Source organism: Streptococcus taoyuanensis, from assembly GCF_029589235.1.
Taxonomy (GTDB): domain Bacteria; phylum Bacillota; class Bacilli; order Lactobacillales; family Streptococcaceae; genus Streptococcus; species Streptococcus taoyuanensis.
The window spans coordinates 1-22,315 of record NZ_JARQVW010000022.1 but is presented as its reverse complement, the minus strand read 5'-3'; the positions used below and the strand labels follow the sequence as shown (position 1 = coordinate 22,315).

The 22,315-nt window shown below is 43.3% G+C and carries 21 protein-coding genes; 14 read left to right on the top strand and 7 right to left on the bottom strand.

The features are described 5' to 3' along the window. Window positions 1-285: 285 nt before the first annotated feature. Window positions 286-2,430 carry a surface-anchored 5'-nucleotidase gene (locus P5Y91_RS10245; protein WP_277839411.1) on the top strand — a complete coding sequence of 715 codons (2,145 nt, stop codon included), beginning with the start codon at window positions 286-288 and terminating at the stop codon, window positions 2,428-2,430. Between the two features lie 66 nt (window positions 2,431-2,496). On the opposite strand, the gene P5Y91_RS10240 is transcribed toward P5Y91_RS10245, so the two are convergent. The 3 genes from P5Y91_RS10240 to P5Y91_RS10230 are packed head-to-tail and all read right to left on the bottom strand — an operon-like array spanning window position 2,497 to window position 4,826. After that, on the bottom strand, window positions 2,497-2,904 hold the full coding sequence (locus P5Y91_RS10240; RefSeq protein ID WP_118396801.1) for a hypothetical protein: 408 nt from the start codon (window positions 2,902-2,904) through the stop codon (window positions 2,497-2,499). Beyond that, a complete protein-coding gene (locus P5Y91_RS10235; RefSeq protein ID WP_118396557.1) occupies window positions 2,885-3,787 on the bottom strand; it encodes a phosphodiester glycosidase family protein in 903 nt (300 codons plus the stop codon). Before P5Y91_RS10235 ends, P5Y91_RS10240 begins: the two co-directional genes overlap by 20 nt. Beyond that, the gene (locus tag P5Y91_RS10230) at window positions 3,774-4,826 is read right to left on the bottom strand and encodes a bifunctional glycosyltransferase family 2/GtrA family protein (protein ID WP_118396559.1); all 1,053 of its coding nucleotides are present in this window, start codon (window positions 4,824-4,826) and stop codon (window positions 3,774-3,776) included. Before P5Y91_RS10230 ends, P5Y91_RS10235 begins: the two co-directional genes overlap by 14 nt. A gap of 302 nt (window positions 4,827-5,128) precedes the next feature. Between P5Y91_RS10230 and rpsF the strand changes: the two genes are divergently transcribed. The 4 genes from rpsF (at window position 5,129) to P5Y91_RS10210 (ending at window position 6,946) form a co-directional block, all read left to right on the top strand. Next, the gene (gene rpsF, locus P5Y91_RS10225) at window positions 5,129-5,419 is read left to right on the top strand and encodes a 30S ribosomal protein S6 (protein ID WP_003005040.1); all 291 of its coding nucleotides are present in this window, start codon (window positions 5,129-5,131) and stop codon (window positions 5,417-5,419) included. A gap of 20 nt (window positions 5,420-5,439) precedes the next feature. Further along, the gene (locus P5Y91_RS10220) at window positions 5,440-5,937 is read left to right on the top strand and encodes a single-stranded DNA-binding protein (RefSeq protein ID WP_003008622.1); all 498 of its coding nucleotides are present in this window, start codon (window positions 5,440-5,442) and stop codon (window positions 5,935-5,937) included. 41 nt (window positions 5,938-5,978) lie between these two features. Next, entirely contained in the window at window positions 5,979-6,218 is a 240-nt protein-coding gene (rpsR, locus tag P5Y91_RS10215; RefSeq protein WP_000068664.1) for a 30S ribosomal protein S18, read from the top strand. A 206-nt stretch (window positions 6,219-6,424) separates the two neighbouring features. Next, window positions 6,425-6,946 (top strand): GNAT family N-acetyltransferase, encoded by a 522-nt coding sequence (locus tag P5Y91_RS10210; protein WP_277839406.1) that lies wholly within the window; start codon window positions 6,425-6,427, stop codon window positions 6,944-6,946. A 34-nt stretch (window positions 6,947-6,980) separates the two neighbouring features. Here P5Y91_RS10210 and P5Y91_RS10205 read toward each other — a convergent pair whose 3' ends face one another. Together P5Y91_RS10205 and P5Y91_RS10200 are read right to left on the bottom strand one after the other, a co-directional pair. Beyond that, the gene (locus P5Y91_RS10205) at window positions 6,981-7,658 is read right to left on the bottom strand and encodes a DUF1129 domain-containing protein (protein WP_003008618.1); all 678 of its coding nucleotides are present in this window, start codon (window positions 7,656-7,658) and stop codon (window positions 6,981-6,983) included. A 27-nt stretch (window positions 7,659-7,685) separates the two neighbouring features. Continuing rightward, window positions 7,686-8,630 (bottom strand): magnesium transporter CorA family protein, encoded by a 945-nt coding sequence (locus P5Y91_RS10200; RefSeq protein ID WP_003005422.1) that lies wholly within the window; start codon window positions 8,628-8,630, stop codon window positions 7,686-7,688. Window positions 8,631-8,751: 121 nt separating this feature from the next. On the opposite strand from P5Y91_RS10200, the gene uvrA reads away from it, so the two are divergent. From uvrA to nusB, 7 genes are all read left to right on the top strand, one after another. Further along, entirely contained in the window at window positions 8,752-11,577 is a 2,826-nt protein-coding gene (uvrA, locus tag P5Y91_RS10195) for an excinuclease ABC subunit UvrA (protein ID WP_277839404.1), read from the top strand. Beyond that, complete coding sequence (locus tag P5Y91_RS10190) at window positions 11,574-12,641, top strand: M24 family metallopeptidase (RefSeq protein ID WP_049482983.1); 1,068 nt, start codon at window positions 11,574-11,576, stop codon at window positions 12,639-12,641. The genes uvrA and P5Y91_RS10190 overlap by 4 nt, the downstream gene beginning before the upstream one ends. Before the next feature lie 56 nt (window positions 12,642-12,697). After that, entirely contained in the window at window positions 12,698-13,666 is a 969-nt protein-coding gene (locus P5Y91_RS10185) for a TIM44-like domain-containing protein (protein WP_049474082.1), read from the top strand. An 8-nt stretch (window positions 13,667-13,674) separates the two neighbouring features. After that, window positions 13,675-14,781: an SPFH domain-containing protein gene (locus P5Y91_RS10180; RefSeq protein WP_003008607.1), complete on the top strand. Its 1,107-nt coding sequence runs from the start codon at window positions 13,675-13,677 to the stop codon at window positions 14,779-14,781. A 165-nt stretch (window positions 14,782-14,946) separates the two neighbouring features. Beyond that, complete coding sequence (gene efp / locus P5Y91_RS10175; protein WP_003005479.1) at window positions 14,947-15,507, top strand: elongation factor P; 561 nt, start codon at window positions 14,947-14,949, stop codon at window positions 15,505-15,507. 36 nt (window positions 15,508-15,543) lie between these two features. Then, on the top strand, window positions 15,544-15,933 hold the full coding sequence (locus P5Y91_RS10170; RefSeq protein WP_003005404.1) for an Asp23/Gls24 family envelope stress response protein: 390 nt from the start codon (window positions 15,544-15,546) through the stop codon (window positions 15,931-15,933). Continuing rightward, window positions 15,926-16,357 (top strand): transcription antitermination factor NusB, encoded by a 432-nt coding sequence (gene nusB / locus P5Y91_RS10165; RefSeq protein ID WP_003008602.1) that lies wholly within the window; start codon window positions 15,926-15,928, stop codon window positions 16,355-16,357. Before P5Y91_RS10170 ends, nusB begins: the two co-directional genes overlap by 8 nt. A 72-nt stretch (window positions 16,358-16,429) precedes the next feature. Here nusB and P5Y91_RS10160 read toward each other — a convergent pair whose 3' ends face one another. After that, window positions 16,430-17,395 (bottom strand): LacI family DNA-binding transcriptional regulator, encoded by a 966-nt coding sequence (locus P5Y91_RS10160; protein WP_049471835.1) that lies wholly within the window; start codon window positions 17,393-17,395, stop codon window positions 16,430-16,432. Continuing rightward, window positions 17,376-18,830, bottom strand: coding sequence for a sucrose-6-phosphate hydrolase (locus P5Y91_RS10155; RefSeq protein WP_118396567.1), 1,455 nt, complete (start codon window positions 18,828-18,830; stop codon window positions 17,376-17,378). Before P5Y91_RS10155 ends, P5Y91_RS10160 begins: the two co-directional genes overlap by 20 nt. Window positions 18,831-19,209: 379 nt before the next feature. Here P5Y91_RS10155 and P5Y91_RS10150 point away from each other — a divergent pair, with 379 nt between their 5' ends. After that, window positions 19,210-21,129: a sucrose-specific PTS transporter subunit IIBC gene (locus P5Y91_RS10150; protein ID WP_118396569.1), complete on the top strand. Its 1,920-nt coding sequence runs from the start codon at window positions 19,210-19,212 to the stop codon at window positions 21,127-21,129. Between the two features lie 160 nt (window positions 21,130-21,289). Beyond that, window positions 21,290-22,189, top strand: coding sequence for a fructokinase ScrK (scrK, locus tag P5Y91_RS10145; RefSeq protein ID WP_118396571.1), 900 nt, complete (start codon window positions 21,290-21,292; stop codon window positions 22,187-22,189). Window positions 22,190-22,315: the final 126 nt, after the last annotated feature.

Below are 22,315 nucleotides of genomic sequence, written 5' to 3'. Positions count from 1 at the left end.
AGAGCCCACTCAACCACTGCGTCTTGCTCGACAATCCAAAAATAATTGAGAGGCTAGGACTTTTGTCCCAGCCTCTTTTGTGATGAACAGCAAGTAACAAAAGGAAGAGGATTAGAATAGATGTTCGGAAATCAAGCGTTTTTCTAATAAAATTGTAAGAGTTTCTAGGAAAATATTGAAGTAAAACCGAAAAAATAGTAAAATGGAAGAGCTGATTGCAGCAAATCAACTGTTCTGCATTCTCCTTTTTGGAGAAGTGTTCTACATTAGAAAATGGAGTATTCTATGAAGAAAAAAATTATCTTGAAAAGCAGTATCCTAGCGGTCGCTGCGGGTCTTAGTGTTTTTGCGATCAATAGCGTTTTTGCAGACGAATTGCCCGTACAGTTCATGGGCGTTAATGACTTTCACGGTGCCTTGGAACAAACAGGGACAGCTCGTTTAGAAGGCGAAACTGTGAAAAACGCAGGAACAGCCCCACTTTTGGCAACCTATTTGAACGATTCGCAAAAAGACTTTGAAACGGAGAATGCCGGAACGCCTAATGCCAGCATCCGTGTGCAAGCGGGAGATATGGTCGGCGCTAGTCCAGCCAACTCTGCCCTCCTTCAAGATGAACCAACTGTAAAAGTCTTCAATGAAATGAACTTTGAATACGGAACCCTTGGAAATCACGAGTTTGACGAAGGACTTGGTGAATTCAACCGGATCATGAAGGGAGAAGCCCCAACACCTGGTCAATTCAATAAGATCGTCGATGAATATCCTCATGAAGCTTCTAAACAAGAAGTCGTGATTGCCAACTTGGTCGACAAGGATACCAACAAAATCCCATTTGACTGGAAACCTTATACCATCAAAGAAATCCCAGTCAATGACAAGACAGTTAAGGTCGGATTTATCGGGGTTGTTACGACAGAATTCCCAAATCTTGTCTTGCGCAAAAATCATGAACAATACCGTGTTTTGGATGAAGCAGAATCGATTGCTAAATATGCGCGTGAATTAAATGACCAAGGGGTTCATGCGATTGCTGTCTTGGCCCACGTTGCTGCCACTAGTAAGAATGGTGTAGCAGAAGGTCCGGCTGCAGAAATGATCAAAAAATTAAACCAAATCTATCCTGAAAACTCAGTGGATATCGTCTTTGCAGGCCACAACCACCAATATACAAACGGGATGGTTGGAAATACCTTGATCGTTCAAGGTACGTCTCAAGGGAAAGCCTACTCGGATGTCCGTGGAGTCCTAGATACAGATACAGCTGACTTTGTTAAAGCTCCAACTGCTAAAATTATTGCAGTAGATCCATCTAAAGGCAAAGCAAAAGATGCCAAGGTTCAAGCGATCATCGATGATGCCAATGCGACGGTTAAAAAAGTAACAGAAGCAAAAATCGGTACAGCAGACAAGGCTGAAAATATTACCCGTGAATTGAATGCACAAAAAGAAAGTGCTGTTGGAGATTTGGTCACAGCAGCGCAACTAGATATTGCCAAAAAATCAGGTTATCCAGATGTTGACTTTGCCTTCACCAACAATGGAGGAATCCGTGCAGACCTCGTGGTGAAACCAGACGGAACAGTAACTTGGGGTGCAGCTCAAGCAGTACAACCATTTGGAAATATCCTCCAAGTAGTAGAAATCACTGGGGACCAAATCTACAAAGCTTTGGACCAACAATATGATGAGAAAGAGCTTTACTTCTTGCAAATGGCAGGGATCAAGTACACCTATACGAAACCAGCTGATGCAACGGAAGAAAATCCATATAAGGTCGTGAAAGCATACAAGGCAGACGGGACCGAAATTGATCGCAACAAGACCTACAAGGCGATTATCAACGACTTCTTGTATGGTGGCGGAGATGGCTTCTCAGTCTTTCGTGATACAAAATTGATCGGTGCGATTAATCCAGATACTGAAGTCTTTATCCAGTACATCGAAGATGTGAATAAGGCAGGGAAGAAATTATCTGCTTCAATCTTGGGCAACAAGACCCTTGTGGAAAAAGTGGAAGAAGAAACACCAACTCCAGAACCACAACCACAACCTCAACCTCAACCAACTCCAGAACCACAACCACAACCTCAACCAACTCCAGAACCACAGCCAGCGCCAGTTGATCCAGTAAGTCCTGTAAATCCAGTTCATCCTGTAGCTCCAGTGTCTCCTGTTACCCCAACTCCTCAACCTGAACCCCCAGTAACTCCAGCGCAACCAGCTGCAATTGAAACAAAAGAAGTGGCAACAAACAAACCAGTTGCTGTCACTTATCATACGGGTGGACAAACAGAAGTAGCTGCTACACCAGCAACTGGTCTTCCAAAAACAGGTCAAGATGAATTGGCTTCAACCGTCCTTAGCCTCTTTGGCATGACCTCACTAGCTTTAGCAGGATTTGTAGCCAGAAAAAAACGTGAAGGCTAAGTCGTTCATCCGTTAACTTACATTAAAAAACGTCCGTTCTATAAAGAAACGGACGTTTTTGATGTCTTAGGCTGTTTTCTCCACCCAGACACTGCGGACAAAGAAGAGGCTAATCAGAGCTAGTGCTAGAAAGGCAACTCCAATGTAATAATAGGGTTGATCCATTGTAGTAGATCGACCAGAGAGGTTAACAATCCCTCGGTAGAGGGCTCCGGCTGTGAGCGTAGCCACTCCTGAATTCCAAAGATTGAGGCTCAGGCGAGAGAAGCCTTTTACCATCAACTGTAGAAGCACTAGTAGGGCGCCACCGATCAAAGGAATCAAGAAGAGGTAGTGCATGAAGGCAGAGGTTTCGCCAAAACTAAAGTGTTCGTAGATACGACTTCCGACAAAGAAGAAAGCCGAGATAAGAATGTACCATAGGATGGTCTTTTTCAAGCGTTTTTTGATAGGATTAGTAACCGATGTAGACAATGTCACTCACCGCCCTTTCTGAGATAGTACCATTTGTTGTTGGTTTGTTAATAACTTGGCCATTGAAGTAAAGGGTAGAAGATCCACCCCCATCCAGGTTGTAAGCTGTTTTAACGCCATAAGACTTCATCACTTCGGCTAATTGGTAGAGAGATAGCCCTTCACTTTCTGAAGTCCGTCCATCTGACACGACGATAATGTAGTGATTTTCATCGATGATTCCAATCGCTGTCCGTGGATTAGACGCCATAGATTGCCCGACCTCTGAGTTGGTATCGACGGTAATTTCTCCATTTTCAACCAAGGAAGGACCGAAAGCGAGGAGATTGACGACCCCGTCTTTGACCAATTGATCTGCAGAGATCTCATCTTCGTAAATAATTTTGAAGGATCCATCCTTGTAAATGGCCAGGTCACCATTGCTTGAATCTTCCCGAACGGTATCGCGGTAGACCACTCCATTTCGGATGACGTATCCTGTACTGTTAGCCCCGTAATAGTCACCATTCACTGCTAGAATGGCACTGTTGTTGGTGGCTGTGACAGAGGTCTTAGCCGTCACGTTGGTTCCGTAAGTGTTTTGTGCAAAGGCTGTTTTGAGGTAGTCAGATGAGCTGACTGTGATATCTGCGATGTAAACCTGGGTATTTTCAACCGTTTTTTCTGTTAAAGTCACCTGGATATTGTCATCTGAATAGCTGGTATCGGTCGTTGTTGCTGATGCAGCTGCTTTTTTGGCTGCCTTTGTGTCCGTAGTCGTAGCTTTTACGGTTTGGATGGCATCGGATAAGACAAAGGTCTTGAGCATCGAGTAGCTAAAACTGCTGGTCAAAAGAAGGCCAAAGCAGGCAGCATAGGTGTAGGATTTTTTAAAGAATTTCATGGTGGGGAGCAGTCCTTTCTTTGAAGATCACTTTTTTCTGGATCACCCATGAGACCAGAAAGAGGAGGAAGCCGACGACAATCTTACTGATCAGGAGATTGAGCCCGAAAGCAGTATAGAAGAGTCGAATCAAGAGCGTATCGAGAATAAAGAGGCCAAGAGCTAGACCAAAGTAGCCACTTCCAGTTTTAGCGACACTGTCTTTATTCTTAAAGACCAGGTGCTTATTGGTTGAGTAGTTAAAGATGGAACTCGTCACACGAGCGATCCCATTGGCCAGGAGAATACGTAGACTAATGGGCACGGCCATCATCACGAAAAGGAAGAAGGCGTAGACCAGATAGTCAACGATAAAACTACTCAGAGAGGAGAGGGCAAACTTGAACATGTCCTTGTAGATCATGAGGCCATCTCGAATAGGTCGGAAGTGGGAGCCTTCGTTGTCATTGATGTAGACCGTCTCGATGGGAACTTCCACGATGGGGAAGGACTTGCTTGCTGCGAGGAGAACATTCATTTCATATTCATAACGCTGACCGTCAACCTCAAGCATGAAATGCAAGAGATTCGTAGTGAAAGCCCGTAAGCCCGTTTGGGTATCGCTGACCGCCACCCCTGTTTGTTGCTTAAACAAGAAACGAGTCAATTTATTTCCGAAAGCAGAACGCAAAGGAACTTTTCCAGAGAAGGCGCGTGCTCCTAGAATAAGTGTTCCAGGATGCTCTTGAGATTGGTTAACAACCCTGAAAATATCCCAAATTTTGTGCTGACCGTCTGCATCAGCTGTAACAATGCTTCCATAGGTGCCTCTTTCTAGGATGTAGGCATAAGCAGTCTTGAGTGCTTGTCCTTTTCCTTGGTTGTGCTCATGAGTCAGAACTGTCGCAAGACCCTCTAATTTGTCAAAGATCACTTTCTTGTCAGCGTCACTCCCATCGTCGATGACGATGATGTGGAGATCGCTCTTAGCGTGAACCAAGCGAACCAGTTTGACAAGATTCAGATCCGGTTGATAGGCGGGGATGATAAGATAATTCATAATCGTTCCTCGTTTCTTGAGATTTGTTGTAGCTAGTATAAAGACTCAAGCTTAAAGCTAACTGATATCAGTTTTCTTTAAGGAAAGGAGAGGAAGAGTGGGAATAGTTTCTTCTATAAATGTCATTTTTTAGGACATTTCTTTCTTTTTTCTCGAAGGGGACGTCCAGAATCATTTTTTAAATCCTAAAGATAATTCTTGCCTTTGTTCGCAAAGTCTGGTATAATAGTTTCTTGTGAGTAAACCTCACTTACCCCTTGCAAAGACAGGGGGTCATTAGTCCAAAAGGAGGAACATTATCAATGGCTAAATACGAAATTCTTTATATTATTCGTCCAAACATTGAAGAAGAAGCTAAAAACGCTTTGGTAGCACGTTTCGATTCTATCTTGACTGACAACGGTGCAACTGTTGTTGAATCAAAAGATTGGGAAAAACGTCGTCTTGCATACGAAATCCAAGATTTCCGTGAAGGACTTTACCACATCGTAAACGTTGAAGCGAACGACGCTGTAGCTCTTAACGAGTTCGACCGTCTTTCAAAAATCAACGGTGACATTCTTCGTCACATGATCGTAAAAGTTGACGCGTAAGAAATCATCCGAGGTGACTTATGATTAACAATGTTGTACTTGTCGGTCGTATGACCCGTGATGCTGAACTTCGCTACACTCCAAGCAATCAAGCAGTTGCTACTTTCAGCCTAGCTGTCAACCGCAACTTCAAGAGTCAAAATGGAGAGCGCGAAGCCGATTTCATCAACTGTGTGATCTGGCGTCAGCAAGCAGAAAACTTAGCCAACTGGGCTAAGAAAGGTGCTTTGATTGGGATTACCGGTCGCATTCAAACACGTAATTACGAAAACCAGCAAGGTCAACGTGTTTATGTCACTGAAGTCGTAGCAGACAGCTTCCAACTATTGGAAAGCCGTGCAGCACGCGAAGGGCATGCAGGTGGTGGTTATTCATCAGGCAACGGTGGTTTTGCTGGAAATGCAACCCCAAGCTTTGGTGGATCTGAACCAAGCAATGCAGCGCCAAACTTTGGTCGTGAAGAAAATCCATTTGGAGCGAATCCAATGGATATCTCAGACGACGATCTTCCATTCTAAGAATGGGTTTAACGAATTAAAACTATAAAGGAGAATTAAACATGGCTCAACAACGTCGTGGCGGATTCAAACGCCGTAAAAAAGTTGATTACATCGCAGCAAACAAAATCGAATATGTCGATTACAAAGATACTGAGCTTCTTAGCCGTTTCGTTTCAGAACGTGGGAAAATCCTTCCTCGTCGTGTAACTGGAACTTCAGCGAAGAACCAACGTAAAGTAACAACAGCTATCAAACGCGCTCGCGTAATGGCTTTGATGCCTTTCGTAAACGAAGATTAAAAAAAAGACCCTAACGGGTCTTTTTTTCACGAGCTTGGAAATGTAAGGGCGAGTTGAGGTCCAGTGGACCTCTTTTTCAGACCCATTGGATCTTTTTTTGCGAGCATAGAAATGTGATAGTGTGTTAGGTCCGTGTGAAGCTCTTTGAACTTTCCCAAGCTCTGATTATGCTATAATGAGGGGAGAAAGGTATCAAGGAGGGAACTATGAAGGAAGGTGTAATCATCAGGAGGATGATAAAGGCAGATATTGAGCACATCTCTCAAGCTTTTATCCACCAAGGGTGGCCGGGTAGAGAGGATATCTTGACTAGCTATTTTCAGGAGCAGGAGAATAGAGAGAGGGACGTATTAGTAGCTGAGTCGGATGGATTTGTGGCAGGCTATATCACTATATTGCCTGCTGCCAAGCACGGCCCTTTCGTGGGAGTCTATCCTGAACTATCTGATTTTAATGTTTTTGAACCATTTAGAAATCGAGGGATTGGGAATCAAATCTTAGAGGAGGCAGAAAAAAGAGTCTGGCTACTATCAGAGATTGTTACTTTAGGGGTTGGTTTACACTCGGGTTATGGTCCAGCTCAAAGACTGTATGTCAAACGGGGCTATATCCCAGATGGATCTGGGGTTTGGTTTAGGGATCACTCCTTGGCCCCTTACAGTTCTTGTGAAAACAATGATGACTTAGTCCTCTATTTTTCAAAAAGATTGAACAGGGAAATACAGTAAAACAAAAACGGATGAAAACTTCATCCGTTTCTTTTTAGCGTCGAGTTGCTGGTGCTGTGCTCGAACTTTTAATATTAAAGCGTTTCTTGAGGTAGAAGCGAAGGACAAGTGCTAAAGCTCCTAAAACGATGGCAAGGACATCTGGAATAGTTGGGTTGAGAACCTGTGGGAGTAAGGAAGTAAAGGACAAGACAATGACCCAAAGGAACATGACTCCAACAAGAATCGGCATAGATTTCCAAAGAGAAGGACGCTCGCTACGATCTTTGGTGCCATCCATATACTGATAGAAGAAGTAGTACATGAGATATAAGAGCAAAGCCCCTGTCAAACTTCCAAGGATCAAGGTGATCAAACCATAGCCAGTACGACGCGGTGCAACCAAGTTCATAAAGGCGCTAATCGCAGCAAAAACACCAAAGATAAAGAGGAAGGAATCCAAAATCATGAGAGAGGGAGCATCGTTTAATTTCGGATGCTCTTTTTCATAGCGTTCTTTCTCGCTGAAAGAGTTCGCCCAAACAGTTGGAGCTCCAAAAAGGGTCCGTGCTGGAATTCCTTTTCCTTGGTTCTCATGGATAGCTGGAAGAATTTCTTGGATGAGGCTTTCTGCTTCTTCCTCTGTCTTTCCGTTTTCAAGCAATTGGTGTTTGGCGATCCGGATAAATTCTTGATTTTTCTTACTAAGTTGATGAAGGTCGGTTTGAGACATAGTTACTCCTTTGATGTACAAGTTTGGTTAGAACCATTTTTTATGGATGAGGTAGACGACGAGAGACCCGGTCAGGGCAAAGGCGATGAAAATAATCAGCCAGAAAGCATGGGGTTCGCCATTGAGCGGAAGCTCATTGTCCTTGAAGTTCATCCCGTAGGCCGAAAAGATCATGGTCGGAATGGACATGACAATGGTGACGAGGGCCAGGGTCTTCATGATGTTGTTCTGGTTGTTGGAGATGATTGATGCGAAGGTATCGGTCATGGAGTGCAGGATATTTCCATAAATATCTGCCATCTCAATGGCCTGCTGGGTTTCGATCAAGGTATCTTCCAACAGATCCTCGTCTTCTAGGTATTTCTTGATGTTACTGGTGGCACTGGTCAATTTCTTGATCACGCGCTCATTGGTTTTCAGAGAGGCCTTAAAGTAGACGATGGTTTTTTCCAACTCCATCAACTCAATCAGCTCTTCATTACGCGTTGATTTGTGCAATTGGCTTTCAATCTGCTCGCTTTTGCGATCCAAGGTACGAAGCGCTGACAAGTAGAGTTCAGCGTTGCGATAGAGGATCTGAAAGATAAAGCGTGACCGCATAAAGGTATAGAAATTGCGCAAGCGTCGGTTGATAAAGATATCGAGAAGTGGCAATTTCTCCAAGCAAGTCGTGATAATAGCCTCTTCTGTCAGGATAATCCCTAGCGGAATGGTCACGTAGTAGGTCTGATTGTTCCGCTCTTCCTTGATGGGAACGTCGACGATAATCAAGGTATACTCATCTTCGATGGTCATACGGGACATTTCTTCCGCATCGAGTGGGGCCCGCAAGTCTGCAATATCAATATTAAAAGCAGAGGCGATTTCCATCGATTCACTTTGAGAAGGGTTAACAAGGTTGATCCAGCTACCGGGTTCCAGCGTCTCTATTTCTTTAAATTCAGTCGTTGTCGATAAAAAGACCTGTTTCATGGTGCCTCCCCTTGTTTTTTTACACCTTAACATTATATCAGAAAAAGGACGGTTTTGGATAAAAGAATACTAAAAAATTTGTTATAATGGAGGTTAACAAAAAGGTGATTAGAGTAAGAACATGCAAGATAAAATTGTCATTCATGGGGCACGCGCCCATAATTTAAAAAATATAGACGTGGAAATTCCACGGGACAAATTGGTCGTGGTGACGGGGTTGTCTGGTTCTGGAAAGTCCAGTCTGGCCTTTGATACCCTCTATGCAGAAGGCCAGCGCCGCTACGTGGAGAGCTTATCGGCCTATGCCCGGCAGTTCTTAGGAAATATGGAAAAACCAGATGTGGACTCCATTGACGGCTTGAGTCCAGCTATTTCCATCGACCAAAAAACGACCAGTAAAAACCCCCGATCTACAGTGGGGACGGCAACAGAGATCAATGACTACCTGCGCTTGCTCTATGCGCGTGTAGGGACGCCTTATTGTATCAATGGGCATGGAGCGATTACAGCTTCTTCAGTTGAGCAAATTGTCGATCAAGTCTTAGAGTTACCAGAGCGCCAACGCCTGCAAATTCTAGCTCCTATTATTCGCAAGAAAAAAGGCCAGCACAAGAATATCATTGAAAAGGTGCAAAAAGACGGCTATGTCCGGGTGCGGGTCGATGGTGAGATCTATGATGTGACAGAGGTTCCAGAACTATCTAAAAGCAAGCAGCACACGATTGAAGTGGTTGTGGACCGAATCGTGATCAAAGAGGGCATTCGCTCGCGGCTCTTTGATTCGATTGAAGCAGCTCTTCGGATTGCGGATGGTTATGTGGTGATTGATACCATGGATGGCAAGGAGCTACTCTTTTCTGAGCATTATGCTTGCCCAGTCTGTGGCTTTACCGTTCCTGAATTAGAGCCCCGCCTCTTTTCTTTCAATGCGCCTTTTGGATCTTGTCCAGACTGTGATGGGCTGGGCATTAAGCTAGAGGTGGACTTGGATTTGGTGGTGCCAGATGATCGCTTAACCCTTCGTGAAGGAGCACTTGCTCCTTGGAATCCGATCTCTTCCAACTACTATCCACAGATGTTAGAGCAAGCCATGATCCATTTTGGCGTTGATATGGACCAGCCTTTTTCCGATCTTTCTCAAGAAGAAAAGGACTTGGTCCTCTATGGTTCAAATGGCAAGGAATTCCACTTCCACTATGAAAATGAGTTTGGTGGGGTTCGGGATATCGAAATTCCTTTTGAAGGGGTCGTAAACAACATTCACCGTCGTTTCCGTGAGACCAATAGTGATTTCACCCGCAACCAAATGCGCTCTTATATGAACGAATTGACCTGTGCGACCTGCCACGGCTACCGTCTCAATGACCAAGCTCTTTCTGTCCGTGTCGGTGGGGAGAAAGGGATGCATATCGGAGAGGTGTCAGATCTATCGATTGCGGACCACTTAAAAGCTGTGGATCAGTTGGTCTTAACAGACAATGAAGCCACGATTGCAAGACCGATCATAAAAGAGATTAAGGATCGCTTAACCTTCTTAAACAATGTGGGGCTCAATTACTTGACCTTGTCACGCTCAGCAGGAACACTATCAGGTGGAGAGAGTCAGCGCATTCGCTTGGCAACCCAGATCGGTTCCAACCTCTCTGGGGTCCTTTATATCTTGGATGAGCCGTCAATCGGCCTCCATCAAAGGGACAATGACCGCCTGATTGCCAGTCTAAAAAAGATGCGTGATTTAGGCAATACCTTGATCGTCGTCGAACACGACGAAGATACCATGAGAGAAGCAGACTACCTGATCGACGTCGGCCCAGGTGCCGGTGTCTTTGGGGGAGAGATCGTTGCAGCAGGAACTCCAAAGCAGGTGGCACGCAACAGCAAATCCATCACTGGCCAGTATTTGTCCGGCAAGCGCAAGATTCCGGTTCCAACAGAGCGCCGTTCAGGAAATGGCCGCTCTATTGAAATTACAGGAGCAAGTGAGAATAACTTACAAGACATCACAGTACGCTTTCCTCTAGGAAAATTCATCGCAGTCACTGGAGTTTCCGGTTCTGGAAAATCGACCTTGATCAATGGCATCTTGAAAAAAGCCATCGCTCAAAAGCTCAACCGCAATTCGGAAAAACCAGGGAAATACAAGACGATTCAGGGGATTGAGCATATCGATCGCTTGATCGACATTGATCAAAGCCCGATTGGTCGGACTCCTCGTTCCAATCCAGCGACCTATACAGGCGTCTTCGATGATATTCGTGATCTCTTTGCTCAGACCAATGAAGCCAAAATTCGGGGCTATAAAAAAGGCCGCTTTAGTTTCAATGTCAAGGGTGGGCGTTGTGAAGCCTGCTCAGGAGATGGGATCATCAAGATTGAAATGCACTTCTTGCCAGATGTCTTTGTCCCTTGTGAGGTCTGCCATGGACGTCGATACAATAGTGAAACCCTCGAAGTCCACTACAAGGAAAAAAATATCGCAGAAGTTCTGGATATGACGGTCAATAAGGCAGTCGAATTCTTCAAGCACATTCCAAAAATTGAACGCAAACTCAAGACCATCCAAGATGTGGGCTTGGGCTATGTAACGCTGGGGCAACCAGCGACCACCCTTTCAGGTGGGGAAGCGCAGCGAATGAAGTTGGCTTCTGAATTGCACAAGCGCTCTACAGGAAAATCCTTCTATATCTTGGATGAACCAACGACCGGACTCCATACCGAAGACATTTCTCGCTTGATCAAAGTCTTAGAGCGTTTTGTGGATGATGGCAATACAGTCCTTGTGATTGAGCACAATTTAGATGTTATTAAGACAGCAGATCATATCATCGATTTAGGACCAGAAGGCGGTGTCGGTGGTGGAACCATTATTGCGACCGGAACACCAGAAGAAGTAGCAGCAAATCCTGCTAGCTACACAGGACAATATTTGAAAGGAAAATTACAATGAATCAACGGATCAGCAACTTAAGAAACAAAATGAAAGCCCAAAACCTCAAAGCGGTATTGATTAACAATTTGAAAAATGTTTATTATTTAACCAATTTCTGGGGTTCAAACGGGACCGCTTTGGTGACAGAAGAACGCGTGGTACTCTTTACAGATTCGCGCTACACCATCCATGCCCATGCGACTTGTTTCCCCTTTGTAGAGATTGTGGAAACCCGCGATGAGTTGACTGCAGCTGCAGAGATCGTTAAGGACCTTGGAATCAAAGAACTTGGTTTTGAGGATGAAGTGACGGTGGCCTACCATGCCCGCATGGCTTCTGTTTTCAGTGGTATTAGCCTTCAATCCCTAGCGAACTTTGTCATGGAATTGCGCTTGATTAAAGATGAGACCGAGATTGCGGCGATTAAAAAAGCTTGTAGCATCTCTGACCAAGCCTTCCATGATATTTTAGACTATATCAAGGTAGGGAAAACGACAGAGTTGGAAGCAGCGACTTTCCTAGATTTTAGAATGCGGGAGTTAGGAGCTTCTGGTGTATCTTTTGATATTATCTCAGCAGCTGGTGAACGCTCTGCCATGCCTCATGCGACTCCAAGTGATCGGGTCATTTCAGCAGGAGATGCCTTGACCCTTGATTTTGGTTGCTTGTATAATCACTATGTTAGCGATATGACACGGACAATCTATGCAGGACATGTCAGCGACAAGGAAAGAGAGATTTACGAAACCGTTTTGAAAGCCAATCAAGCCTTGATTGATGCTGCTAAAGATGGACTTGGCTTCCGTGATTTTGATAAAATCCCACGTGATGTGATCGAGGCAGCCGGCTATGGTCAATACTTTACTCATGGAATCGGTCATGGAATTGGGCTAGATATCCACGAAGAACCATACTTCAGCCAAACGTCTAAAGAAGCGATTCAAGCAGGTATGGTCTTAACAGATGAGCCAGGTATTTATATCGAAGGTCTCTCTGGCGTGCGGATCGAAGATGACCTCTTGATTACAGAAACTGGCTGTGAAGTCTTGACTCTTGCTCCTAAAGAATTGATTGTCCTATAAAATAGACAGTATTTTCTTAACCCCTGTGTAACAAACAAAGATAAGAAATGAGGCCTATGAAAAAACGAATTTTAGTATTGGGAATTCTTCTAGTAGCCCTTCTATTTGCATTTGCTCCTTCTGCTCATGCTGGTGTCGGCAATACGCATAGTGGTGGTAGTAGCACTATTCATTCTGGCGGTGGTGGTGGTAGTAGCTGGTCTGGAGGGGGAAGTAGCTGGTCTGGTGGCAGTAGCTGGTCTGGTGGATCCAGTAGCTACAGTTCTAGTTCTGGATCAGACTCTGGTGGGGCGGTAGCAGTTGTCGCCATCATTGGATTGATTGGATTTGTCTATAATATTGCAAAAGAGGCTAATGAGAGTGATGATTCGTCCTATTCAAATAGTGGTCCAAAACGGACAACCGAAGAACGGGCGGGTCGACCAATTGAGAACAACTATGAAGCGATTCGCCGCATCCGTAAACTGGATCCAATGTTTGATGAAGACCGCTTCTTGTCGCAAGTTAAGCTGGTTTATCTTCAATTGCAGTCTGCCTGGACAGAAAAAGATTGGAATTCTGTGCGGAACTTAGAAAGTACGAGTCTTTATGAGCAGCACTTGACGCAGTTACAAGAGCATATTCGTGCCAAAACAACCAATGTTCTAGAGCGCGTATGTGTGGAAGATTCGAAGATCAAAGACTTTATCGAAAATCCAGAAGGCAATGACCGCATTGAAGTCATTCTGTCTTCGACGATGAGAGATTACATTCGAAATGATGAAACGGGTCGTGTGATCGAAGGGGATCCAACCAAAGATCTCTTTACCGTTTACCGCATGGTCTTCCTCCGTGAACATGGAGCCCAGACAGAGATCATTAAGAATTCAGAAGTCGTTAGTGATCACTGTCCGAACTGTGGTGCGCCACTAACGATCGATTCAATCGACAAGTGTGAATATTGCCAAGCATCCTTGAAGCACAATCCAAAAGATTGGGTCTTGGATGTCTACGAAGTTGTGGATGAAATTGAATTCTACAGATAGGAGAATGTATGGGATTTATTAAAGCAGCCCTTTCAGCGGGCATTTCAAGTTTTCAAGATAGTAAATTTAAGGAAGCCATTACCTTGCCGGAAGCTGTTCCAGCAACAGCTTTGGCCATTAAGGGACAGCTCTTGACCAAAGATCCAGATGGGCGCTCTCGTCAGAGCAACCAAAATACGGGTCTATTGACAGATGGCTCTGTTGTCATTGTTCCCCAAGGCTATGTTGCTCTCTTGGTCAATAATGGAACGTTTCTAGGAGACCTTCTAGAAGCAGGGAGTCACGAATGGCAAGCCGGTGAAAATGCCTGGTTGTTTGAAAAGGGTGGTGTGAAAGGAACGTGGGATCAGTTCAAGAATCGTTTCTCATTTGGAGGCCAAGTGGTCACCCAACAAGAAATTATTTTTGTGCGGATGCAACCTTTTACAGGAAATAAATTTGGCACTCAAAATCCAGTTGAGTACTTTAGCGACCGTTACCAACAACTTCTTAGCATTCGTTTTTATGGTCTTTATGATGTTAAAGTGGCAGATCCTGTACTCTTTTACATCAGTGCAGTCAGTCGTCAAATCACTGCAGATAAGCCATTTACCTTGGAAGATGTGGCTCAGGGAACCTTGCGCCAAAATCTAGCACCAAAAATTGCAGTGGCCATTTCAAAATATACGGCTGAAAATAAGGCAGACATCTACAATATCAATGCGGACCAAGATGTCTTCAATGAAGTTGCAAAACGCGAAGTCAACAAAACGTGGACAGAATTATATGGTATCGAATTAACCAATGTCCTCATCGAAGATTTGAGCTACGATGCAGACAGTATGGCCAAGGTCAATAAACTGGACAGTGAATTGGCAGCGATGAAGTACAATACCATTGAAATCGAAGAGCGTCGTGCTCGCAATGAGGCCTTGGTGGCAGCTGCTAAAAATGAAGGTGGCAATGGCATGAACATGATCATGGGGATGAACTTGGGTCAAGCCCTTGGCAATGACCTTCAAAAACAAGCCTCTCCAGCGCAAGACAAGCCTCATACCTTCTACATTGAAGTAGATGGAAAATATGTCCATGTCACCAAAGATGCGGATGGTAATATTGTGCCTGTGGACCAATAAGGAATAGTGAAGATGGAGTTGGAGATATAGAGATTCTAAGGACTCGTTCCTGCAATCTCTCTCCGCCTTCTAGCCTTCCTAAAAAGAGAAAATTGCTGTTTGAGAAAAATCAAATAGTGTGTTACAATAAAGAGTAATCTATTTTTAAAAAAGAGGTAATAAAACATGATCGAAGCAAGTAAATTGAAAGCTGGTATGACTTTTGAAACAGCTGACGGAAAATTGATCCGCGTTTTGGAAGCTAGCCACCACAAACCAGGTAAAGGAAACACTATCATGCGTATGAAATTGCGTGATGTCCGTACTGGTTCAACATTTGATACAAGCTACCGTCCAGAAGAAAAATTTGAACAAGCGATTATCGAAACTGTTCCAGCTCAATACTTGTACAAAATGGATGATACAGCCTACTTCATGAACACTGAAACATATGACCAATATGAAATTCCAGTTGTGAATGTAGAACAAGAATTGCTTTACATCCTTGAAAACTCAGAAGTAAAAATTCAATTCTACGGAAGCGAAGTGATCGGTGTAACAGTTCCTACAACTGTTGAATTGACTGTTGCAGAAACTCAACCATCTATCAAAGGTGCTACAGTGACTGGTTCTGGTAAACCCGCTACAATGGAAACTGGTTTGGTCGTAAACGTTCCTGACTTCATCGAAGCTGGACAAAAATTGGTCATTAACACTACTGAAGGAACTTACGTTTCTCGTGCATAAGAGACATCTCAGGGTGTCAAATAGAAAGGAACTTCTATGGCAACTGAACAATTTGGTGACATCGTTATTGCACCACGTGTATTAGAAAAAATTATTGCGATTGCGACAGCAAAAGTAGAGGGTGTCTATTCGCTTGAAAACAAGAGTGTTTCAGATAGCTTATCCAAACGCTCACTTGGACGTGGCGTCTACCTTCATACAGAAGAAGATGGTCAAGTTTCAGTAGACATCTATCTCTATTTAGAATATGGAGTGGCTGTACCATCTGTCGCTGTAGCCATTCAAAAAGCAGTCAAGTCTGCAGTTTATGATATGGCAGATGTAACCTTGGATGCTGTCAATATTCACGTTGTCGGTATCGCAACGGAAAAATCTCCAAAACCAGACTTGAAAGACTTGTTTAATGAGGACTTCCTCAATGACTGATGAAATTTTATTAGAATCACGTCGAGATTTGCGCGAGCGTGCCTTCCAAGCCTTGATGGCCTTGGAATACGATGGAGACATTGTTGAAGCTTGTCGCTTTGCTTATCTACATGACAAGGACCTAGCAGAAGACAAAGAAGTCGATCTTCCTGCCTTTCTCATGAATCTCGTGACGGGTGTCTATCAGTCAAAAGATCAACTAGACCAACAAATCGGTCAACATTTGAAAACCGGCTGGACTGTTGAGCGCTTGACCTTGGTAGAGAAAAATATCCTTCGTCTGGGAATTTATGAAATGACAGAGTTTGATACACCACAGATCGTCGCAGTCAATGAAGCGGTGGAATTGGCCAAGGCCTTTTCAGATGAAACCTCTTCACGATTTGTCAACGGTGTCCTCAGTCAATTTGTGACAGAAGAATAAGTAAAAAGAGCCTACTGGCTCTTTTTTTTGGTAAAAAATATCCCCACAGTTTCTACTGAGGGGATATTGCTTTTAGACACTTTTTCCAGAGTGGAGACTAACGGGCAAGAAATAACCGGTAGTCGCTACTTTTTTTCCTTCGATCTTTTGGAGTAAAAGATCCACCATGAGGATAGCAATGTCTTCGAGGGGTTGTTGGATGGTTGTCAGTTCAGGTGTATAGGTCTCGATGAACTGGGTTCCATCATAACCAATCACTTTCAAATCCTGAGGAATCTGAATATCTAATTCTCTAGCGACTTTCATGATCAAGATCGCCGTCAAATCATCGGAGGCAAAAATAGCATCTGGTTTATGGTGGGTTAAAATCTGTTTGATTTCCATTTCTTTGCGAATAGGGGAGAAATCACTGGAAACATTAATGATCATGGACTCAGGTAGGACTGATGCAAAACCCGCATGACGCAAGCCTGTTGGGGAGTTGGAGTTGTCATTACCTGTGATCATGATAATATTTCGGGCTCCGGTTTTTACTAAAGTTTCTGCTGCTAACACTCCACCAGCGTAGTTGTCTGAAGAGACAACCGGAATTTCTGGGGAGAGGTTGCGGTCAAAAGCAATGATAGGAGCAGTTACCCGGTTGTAATCTTCAATGCCCAAATTATGGCTTCCTGAAATGATACCATCTACCTGGTTAGCCTCCAACATTTCAATGTATTCGCGCTCTTTTTCGGAGTCGTGTTCACTATTGCAGATGATGGTTTTATAGCCGTGTTTGAAGAGTTGGTGCTCTAGTTTGTCGATTAATTCAGCATAGAAAACATTGCTGATGTTTGGAAAGATCAAGCCGACTAACTTGGCTGATTTTCCTTGGAGGCTACGAGCAACATTGTTAGGTTTATAGCCCAATTCTCGCATGGCTTCTTGGACTTTTTGGATCGTTTTTTCAGACAGGTATCCTTTTTTATTGATGACCCGTGAGACAGTAGTAGGGCTGACACCGGCGAGTTTGGCGACATCAGTTAGCTTTGCGACCATAATCAAGTTCGTAGTAAGTTCCAGTCGGGGTTCCAGACTTGATCAAGATTCCATTTTGATCTGCATGTGGGTAGACCCGACCAGAAAATACTTTTTCTCCTTTATTGATAAAGATTTCAAAAATCGAATTGTCAATGAAAATATTAGCAGTTGTCGCTTGGTTAGCGATTGAGCAGCTACGGCTCGTACCAAAGTCTTGGGCATATTGCTCACCAGTCTGGCTACGATCGACTGTGACCAATCCTTTAGCTAGATCAAATGTGAGATCTAAGCCCTTTCCTTCTGCATCGGCAAAGAGGACGATTTCGTTCTGGCTATCCTTTTCAAACTGCAATTCCAATTCATAGCAGTTCTTGGTTTGTGCCTTGTTGGCAAATTCCTCACTCTCAGCGCGCAAGTCCTTGATGGCTTCGACTGGGTATTGGTAGAGTTTTCCGTCTTTGATGGTTAATTCTTTGACCAGTGAGAGAGCTCCTTGGTAGTCATAGGAATCCGTTGGATAAGAAACGTCTGGAAGACCTAGCCAGCTAACAGCATAGGCACGTCCATCGGGAGCATTAAATCCTTGAGTCGCATAGGCTTCAAAACCATAGTCGAGATTATGCAATTCAGATACATCAACCATTTTGGCCTTTTCTGGATCAAAGCTTGCCCCGATCTTGTACATATTTGGATAGATATTGTCATAATCGAGAACGGATTTATCTAAGCCTTGAGGACAGTAGAGGAGAACGGGTTGGTCTCCAACAAAGACTAGGTTGGGACATTCCATCATATAAGCTGTCCGATCGTTTGCAAAATCCAAATCACCGACTGCAACCCAGTTGGTATAGTCGTTATCTACAGCCTTATAGAGACGGATGAATCCTTTTTTCTCAAGGTCTTGACCACCAACGATAGCATAGTATTGACCCTTGAAATTAAAAATCTGTGGGTCACGGAAGTGATCCGTAGAGTCAGCCGGTTGATCAATCAAGATTTTGTCAATTTTTTCGATCTTTCCGTCCTTGTCCATCAAAGCACCGACTTGGTAAGGATGACGAACCCATTCTGCATCACGAACATTTCCAGTGTAGAATAGGAATAGTTTGTCACCAAACTGCATGGCTGATCCGGAATAAGCTCCATGGCTATCCAGATCTGTGTCTGGAAGAAGCGTTACACCAGTTTCTTTGAAATGAACCAAGTCTTCACTTTCTGTTTGTACCCATGATTTTAACCCATGGGCTGCACCAAATGGGAAATTTTGGTAAAACAAGATCCATTTTCCATCAAAGTAGGAAAAACCGTTAGGATCATTTAAGAGACCAGCTTTTGGCTCTACATGATAATGTGTATGCCAAGGAGATTTCGCCATGTTTTCTTGGATGGCTTGCTTTTCTTCTTTTGTCCAGTCTTCGTAACGTCTGTAACGACGTTCAGTTGTCCATTCCATTTTATTCCTCCGAATTTTTTCTTACTTCCATAGTACCGATTTCCTATTAAAAATGCAAGCGATAAATGAAAAAAACGGCAAAAAATGTCAAACGATTGACATCTATTTTGTAGCTTGAAGAAAAGAGGAGAAGTTGGAAATCTATGAAAAAATGAAAGAAAATGAAAATAAAAGACTGGTTTAAAGTGCTAAAAAGCGTAGTATAGGCCTGTCTTAAAATGAAAATAGTTTCATGCTATCAAAATGTGTCAAAAAGTCCAAAAAAGTTTCAAAAAAATCCTGCAAAACGGTTGACATATTTTCAATACGTGGTACAATTAAAAACGTAGAGGCGGGTGAACCGTTTTCAAAACAATAAAAAATAAGGAGATTTTTGCAAATGTCAAATACAGAAATTGCAAAAAAAGTCATAGATGCAATCGGTGGGGTTGAGAACGTTAGCAGTGTTGCTCACTGTGCGACTCGTCTTCGCGTGATGGTAAAAGATGAATCAAAAATCAACAAAGATGTTGTTGAGAACATTGAAAAAGTACAAGGTGCTTTCTTTAACTCAGGTCAATACCAAATCATCTTTGGTACTGGTACTGTAAACAAGATCTATGATGAAGTAGTAGCTCTTGGCTTACCAACATCATCAAAAGATGAAATGAAAGCTGAAGCTGCTAAACAAGGAAACTGGTTCCAACGTGCGATCCGTACCTTTGGAGACGTTTTTGTGCCAATTTTACCAGCGATCGTTGCAACTGGATTGTTTATGGGGATTCGCGGTGCTATTGCTCAAGACCAGGTTTTGGCTTTGTTTGGTACAACAGCAGACGCATTTAAATCTACTGATTTTTATACATATTCAACAATTTTAACTGATACCGCGTTTGCCTTCTTCCCAGCCTTGATTTCATGGTCTGCGTTCCGAGTATTCGGAGGAAATCCTGTTCTTGGGATTGTAATTGGTTTGATGATGGTTAGTCCGACACTTCCAAATGCGTGGGTTGTAGCGGAAGATCCTTCTAAAGCAGCAACATACTTTGGTATCTTCCATCATGTGGTTGGATTCCAGAACTCAGTTCTTCCCGCTTTCTTCGTTGGTCTAATTGGTGCGAAACTTGAAAAGTGGCTCCATAAGAAAATTCCAGATGTCTTAGATTTGTTATTGGTTCCATTATTCACATTAACAATCATGTCATTCCTCGCTTTGTTTATTATTGGTCCATTCTTCCACAGCATTGAAGAATATGTACTGAATGCAACTAAGTTTATTTTAAATTTACCATTCGGACTTGCAGGGCTTCTTATCGGTGGGGTTCATCAGTTGATTGTCGTTACTGGCGTCCATCATATCTTTAATCTTCTTGAATCACAATTAATTACTGCAGATAAAAAAGATCCATTTAATGCAATCATTACAGCAGCTATGACTGCGCAAGCTGGTGCTACTTTAGCAGTGGCAGTAAAATCTAAATCTCAAAAAGTGAAAGCTTTAGCATTCCCAGCAACTATTTCTGCTTTGCTAGGTATTACTGAGCCTGCAATCTTCGGGGTGAACTTGCGTTATGTGAAACCATTCGTTATTGCTTTGGGAGCAGGTGCTGTAGGTGGTTGGATTGCATCTATGTTAAATCTGGCTGGTACAGGATTTGGTATTACAATTATTCCAGGTACACTTCTCTATCTAAATGGTCAATTATTGAAATATGTATTTATGGTTGTATTTACAACTGCACTAAGTTTCGGTTTGACTTATATGTTTGGTTATGAAGATGAAGCTTCATCAGTTCCTGCAGAGGACAAAGAAGCTGGTGCAATTATTGAAGAAGAAACAACTGGAGTTATTCCAGCATCTCTTCAAGACGAAACCATCATCTCTCCTATCGTTGGTAGTGCTGTAGCACTTGCTGATGTGAATGATCCTGTCTTCTCAAGTGGAGCGATGGGACAAGGAATTGCCATCAAACCAACTGAAGGCGTTGTCTATGCACCAGCAGATGCTGAAGTAACTATTGCTTTCGCAACTGGTCATGCTTACGGTTTGAAGACAGCTAATGGTGCTGAAATCTTGATCCACGTTGGTATTGATACAGTATCAATGAACGGTGAAGGATTTGATCAAAAAGTAGCTCAAGGCGATAAAGTCAAAGCTGGTGATGTCCTTGGTACATTTGATGCAGCGAAAATTGCCGCAGCTGGTCTTGAAGACACAACTATGGTGATCGTCACTAACACGGCTGACTTTGCTTCTGTCACACCTGTTGCAACTGGATCTGTTGCGAAGGGTGATGCGATCATCGAAGTCAAAGCTTAATCGAAATAATAAGTTCTCAAGGACTGGTCTATCATCTCCAGTCCTTGAATTTTATTTCTCAAAAAAAGGTGTGTTTTTTCTTTAGAGAAGAGAAAAAGATTGACTACAAAATATGCTATAATAAATACAGGATATTTTTCATAATAAAAAAGGAGCCAACATGACAAAATTATATGGAAGTTTGGAAGCTGGCGGTACAAAATTTGTTTGTGCGGTTGGTGATGAAAACTATAATGTTGTGGAAAAAGTACAATTTCCAACAACCAAGCCAATTGAGACGATTGATAAGTGTATTGAATTTTTCTCAAAATTTGAGGATTTAGTTGGGCTTGCGATTGGTTCATTTGGACCAATTGATATCGATCCAAATTCAAACACTTATGGTTTCATCACAACGACTCCAAAACCGAATTGGGCCAATGTAGATATCGTTGGGGCTTTCCGTCGTGCCTTGAATGTACCTATCTATTTCACGACAGATGTGAATAGCTCTGCCTATGGCGAAGTGGTCGCACGCAATAATGCGGGTGGCCATATCGAAAACTTGGTTTACTATACAATCGGAACAGGAATCGGAGCTGGTGTCATCCAACGTGGCGAGTTTATCGGGGGAGCTGGGCACCCAGAAATGGGGCACTACTATGTGGCCCAACACCCAATGGATGTGGAAAAAGAATTCAAGGGTGTTTGTCCTTTCCACAATGGCTGTTTGGAAGGCCTTGCGGCTGGTCCTAGTCTGGAAGCTCGTACAGGTATTCGTGGGGAAAACATTGAACTCAACAGCAATGTATGGGATATTCAAGCCTACTACATCGCACAAGCAGCAGTGAATGCGACAGTTACCTTCCGCCCAGACGTCATTGTCTTTGGAGGAGGAGTAATGGCTCAACAACATATGTTAGATCGTGTTCGCACGAAATTTACTGCCCTCTTGAACGGTTACCTCCCTGTACCTGATGTGAGAGATTATATTGTGACACCTGCAGTTGCTGGCAATGGTTCAGCGACCTTGGGGAACTTTGTCCTTGCAAAAGAAGTGAGCGAGAAACTTAAAAAATAAGCAGCAATTGTCTCTTAGAGGTTAGAAACAAGAGCGAGGAGGCTGGGACAAAAGTCCTAGCCTCTCAATTATTTTTGGATTGTCGAGCAAGACGCAGTGGTTGAGTGGGCTCTACTACGCTGATTT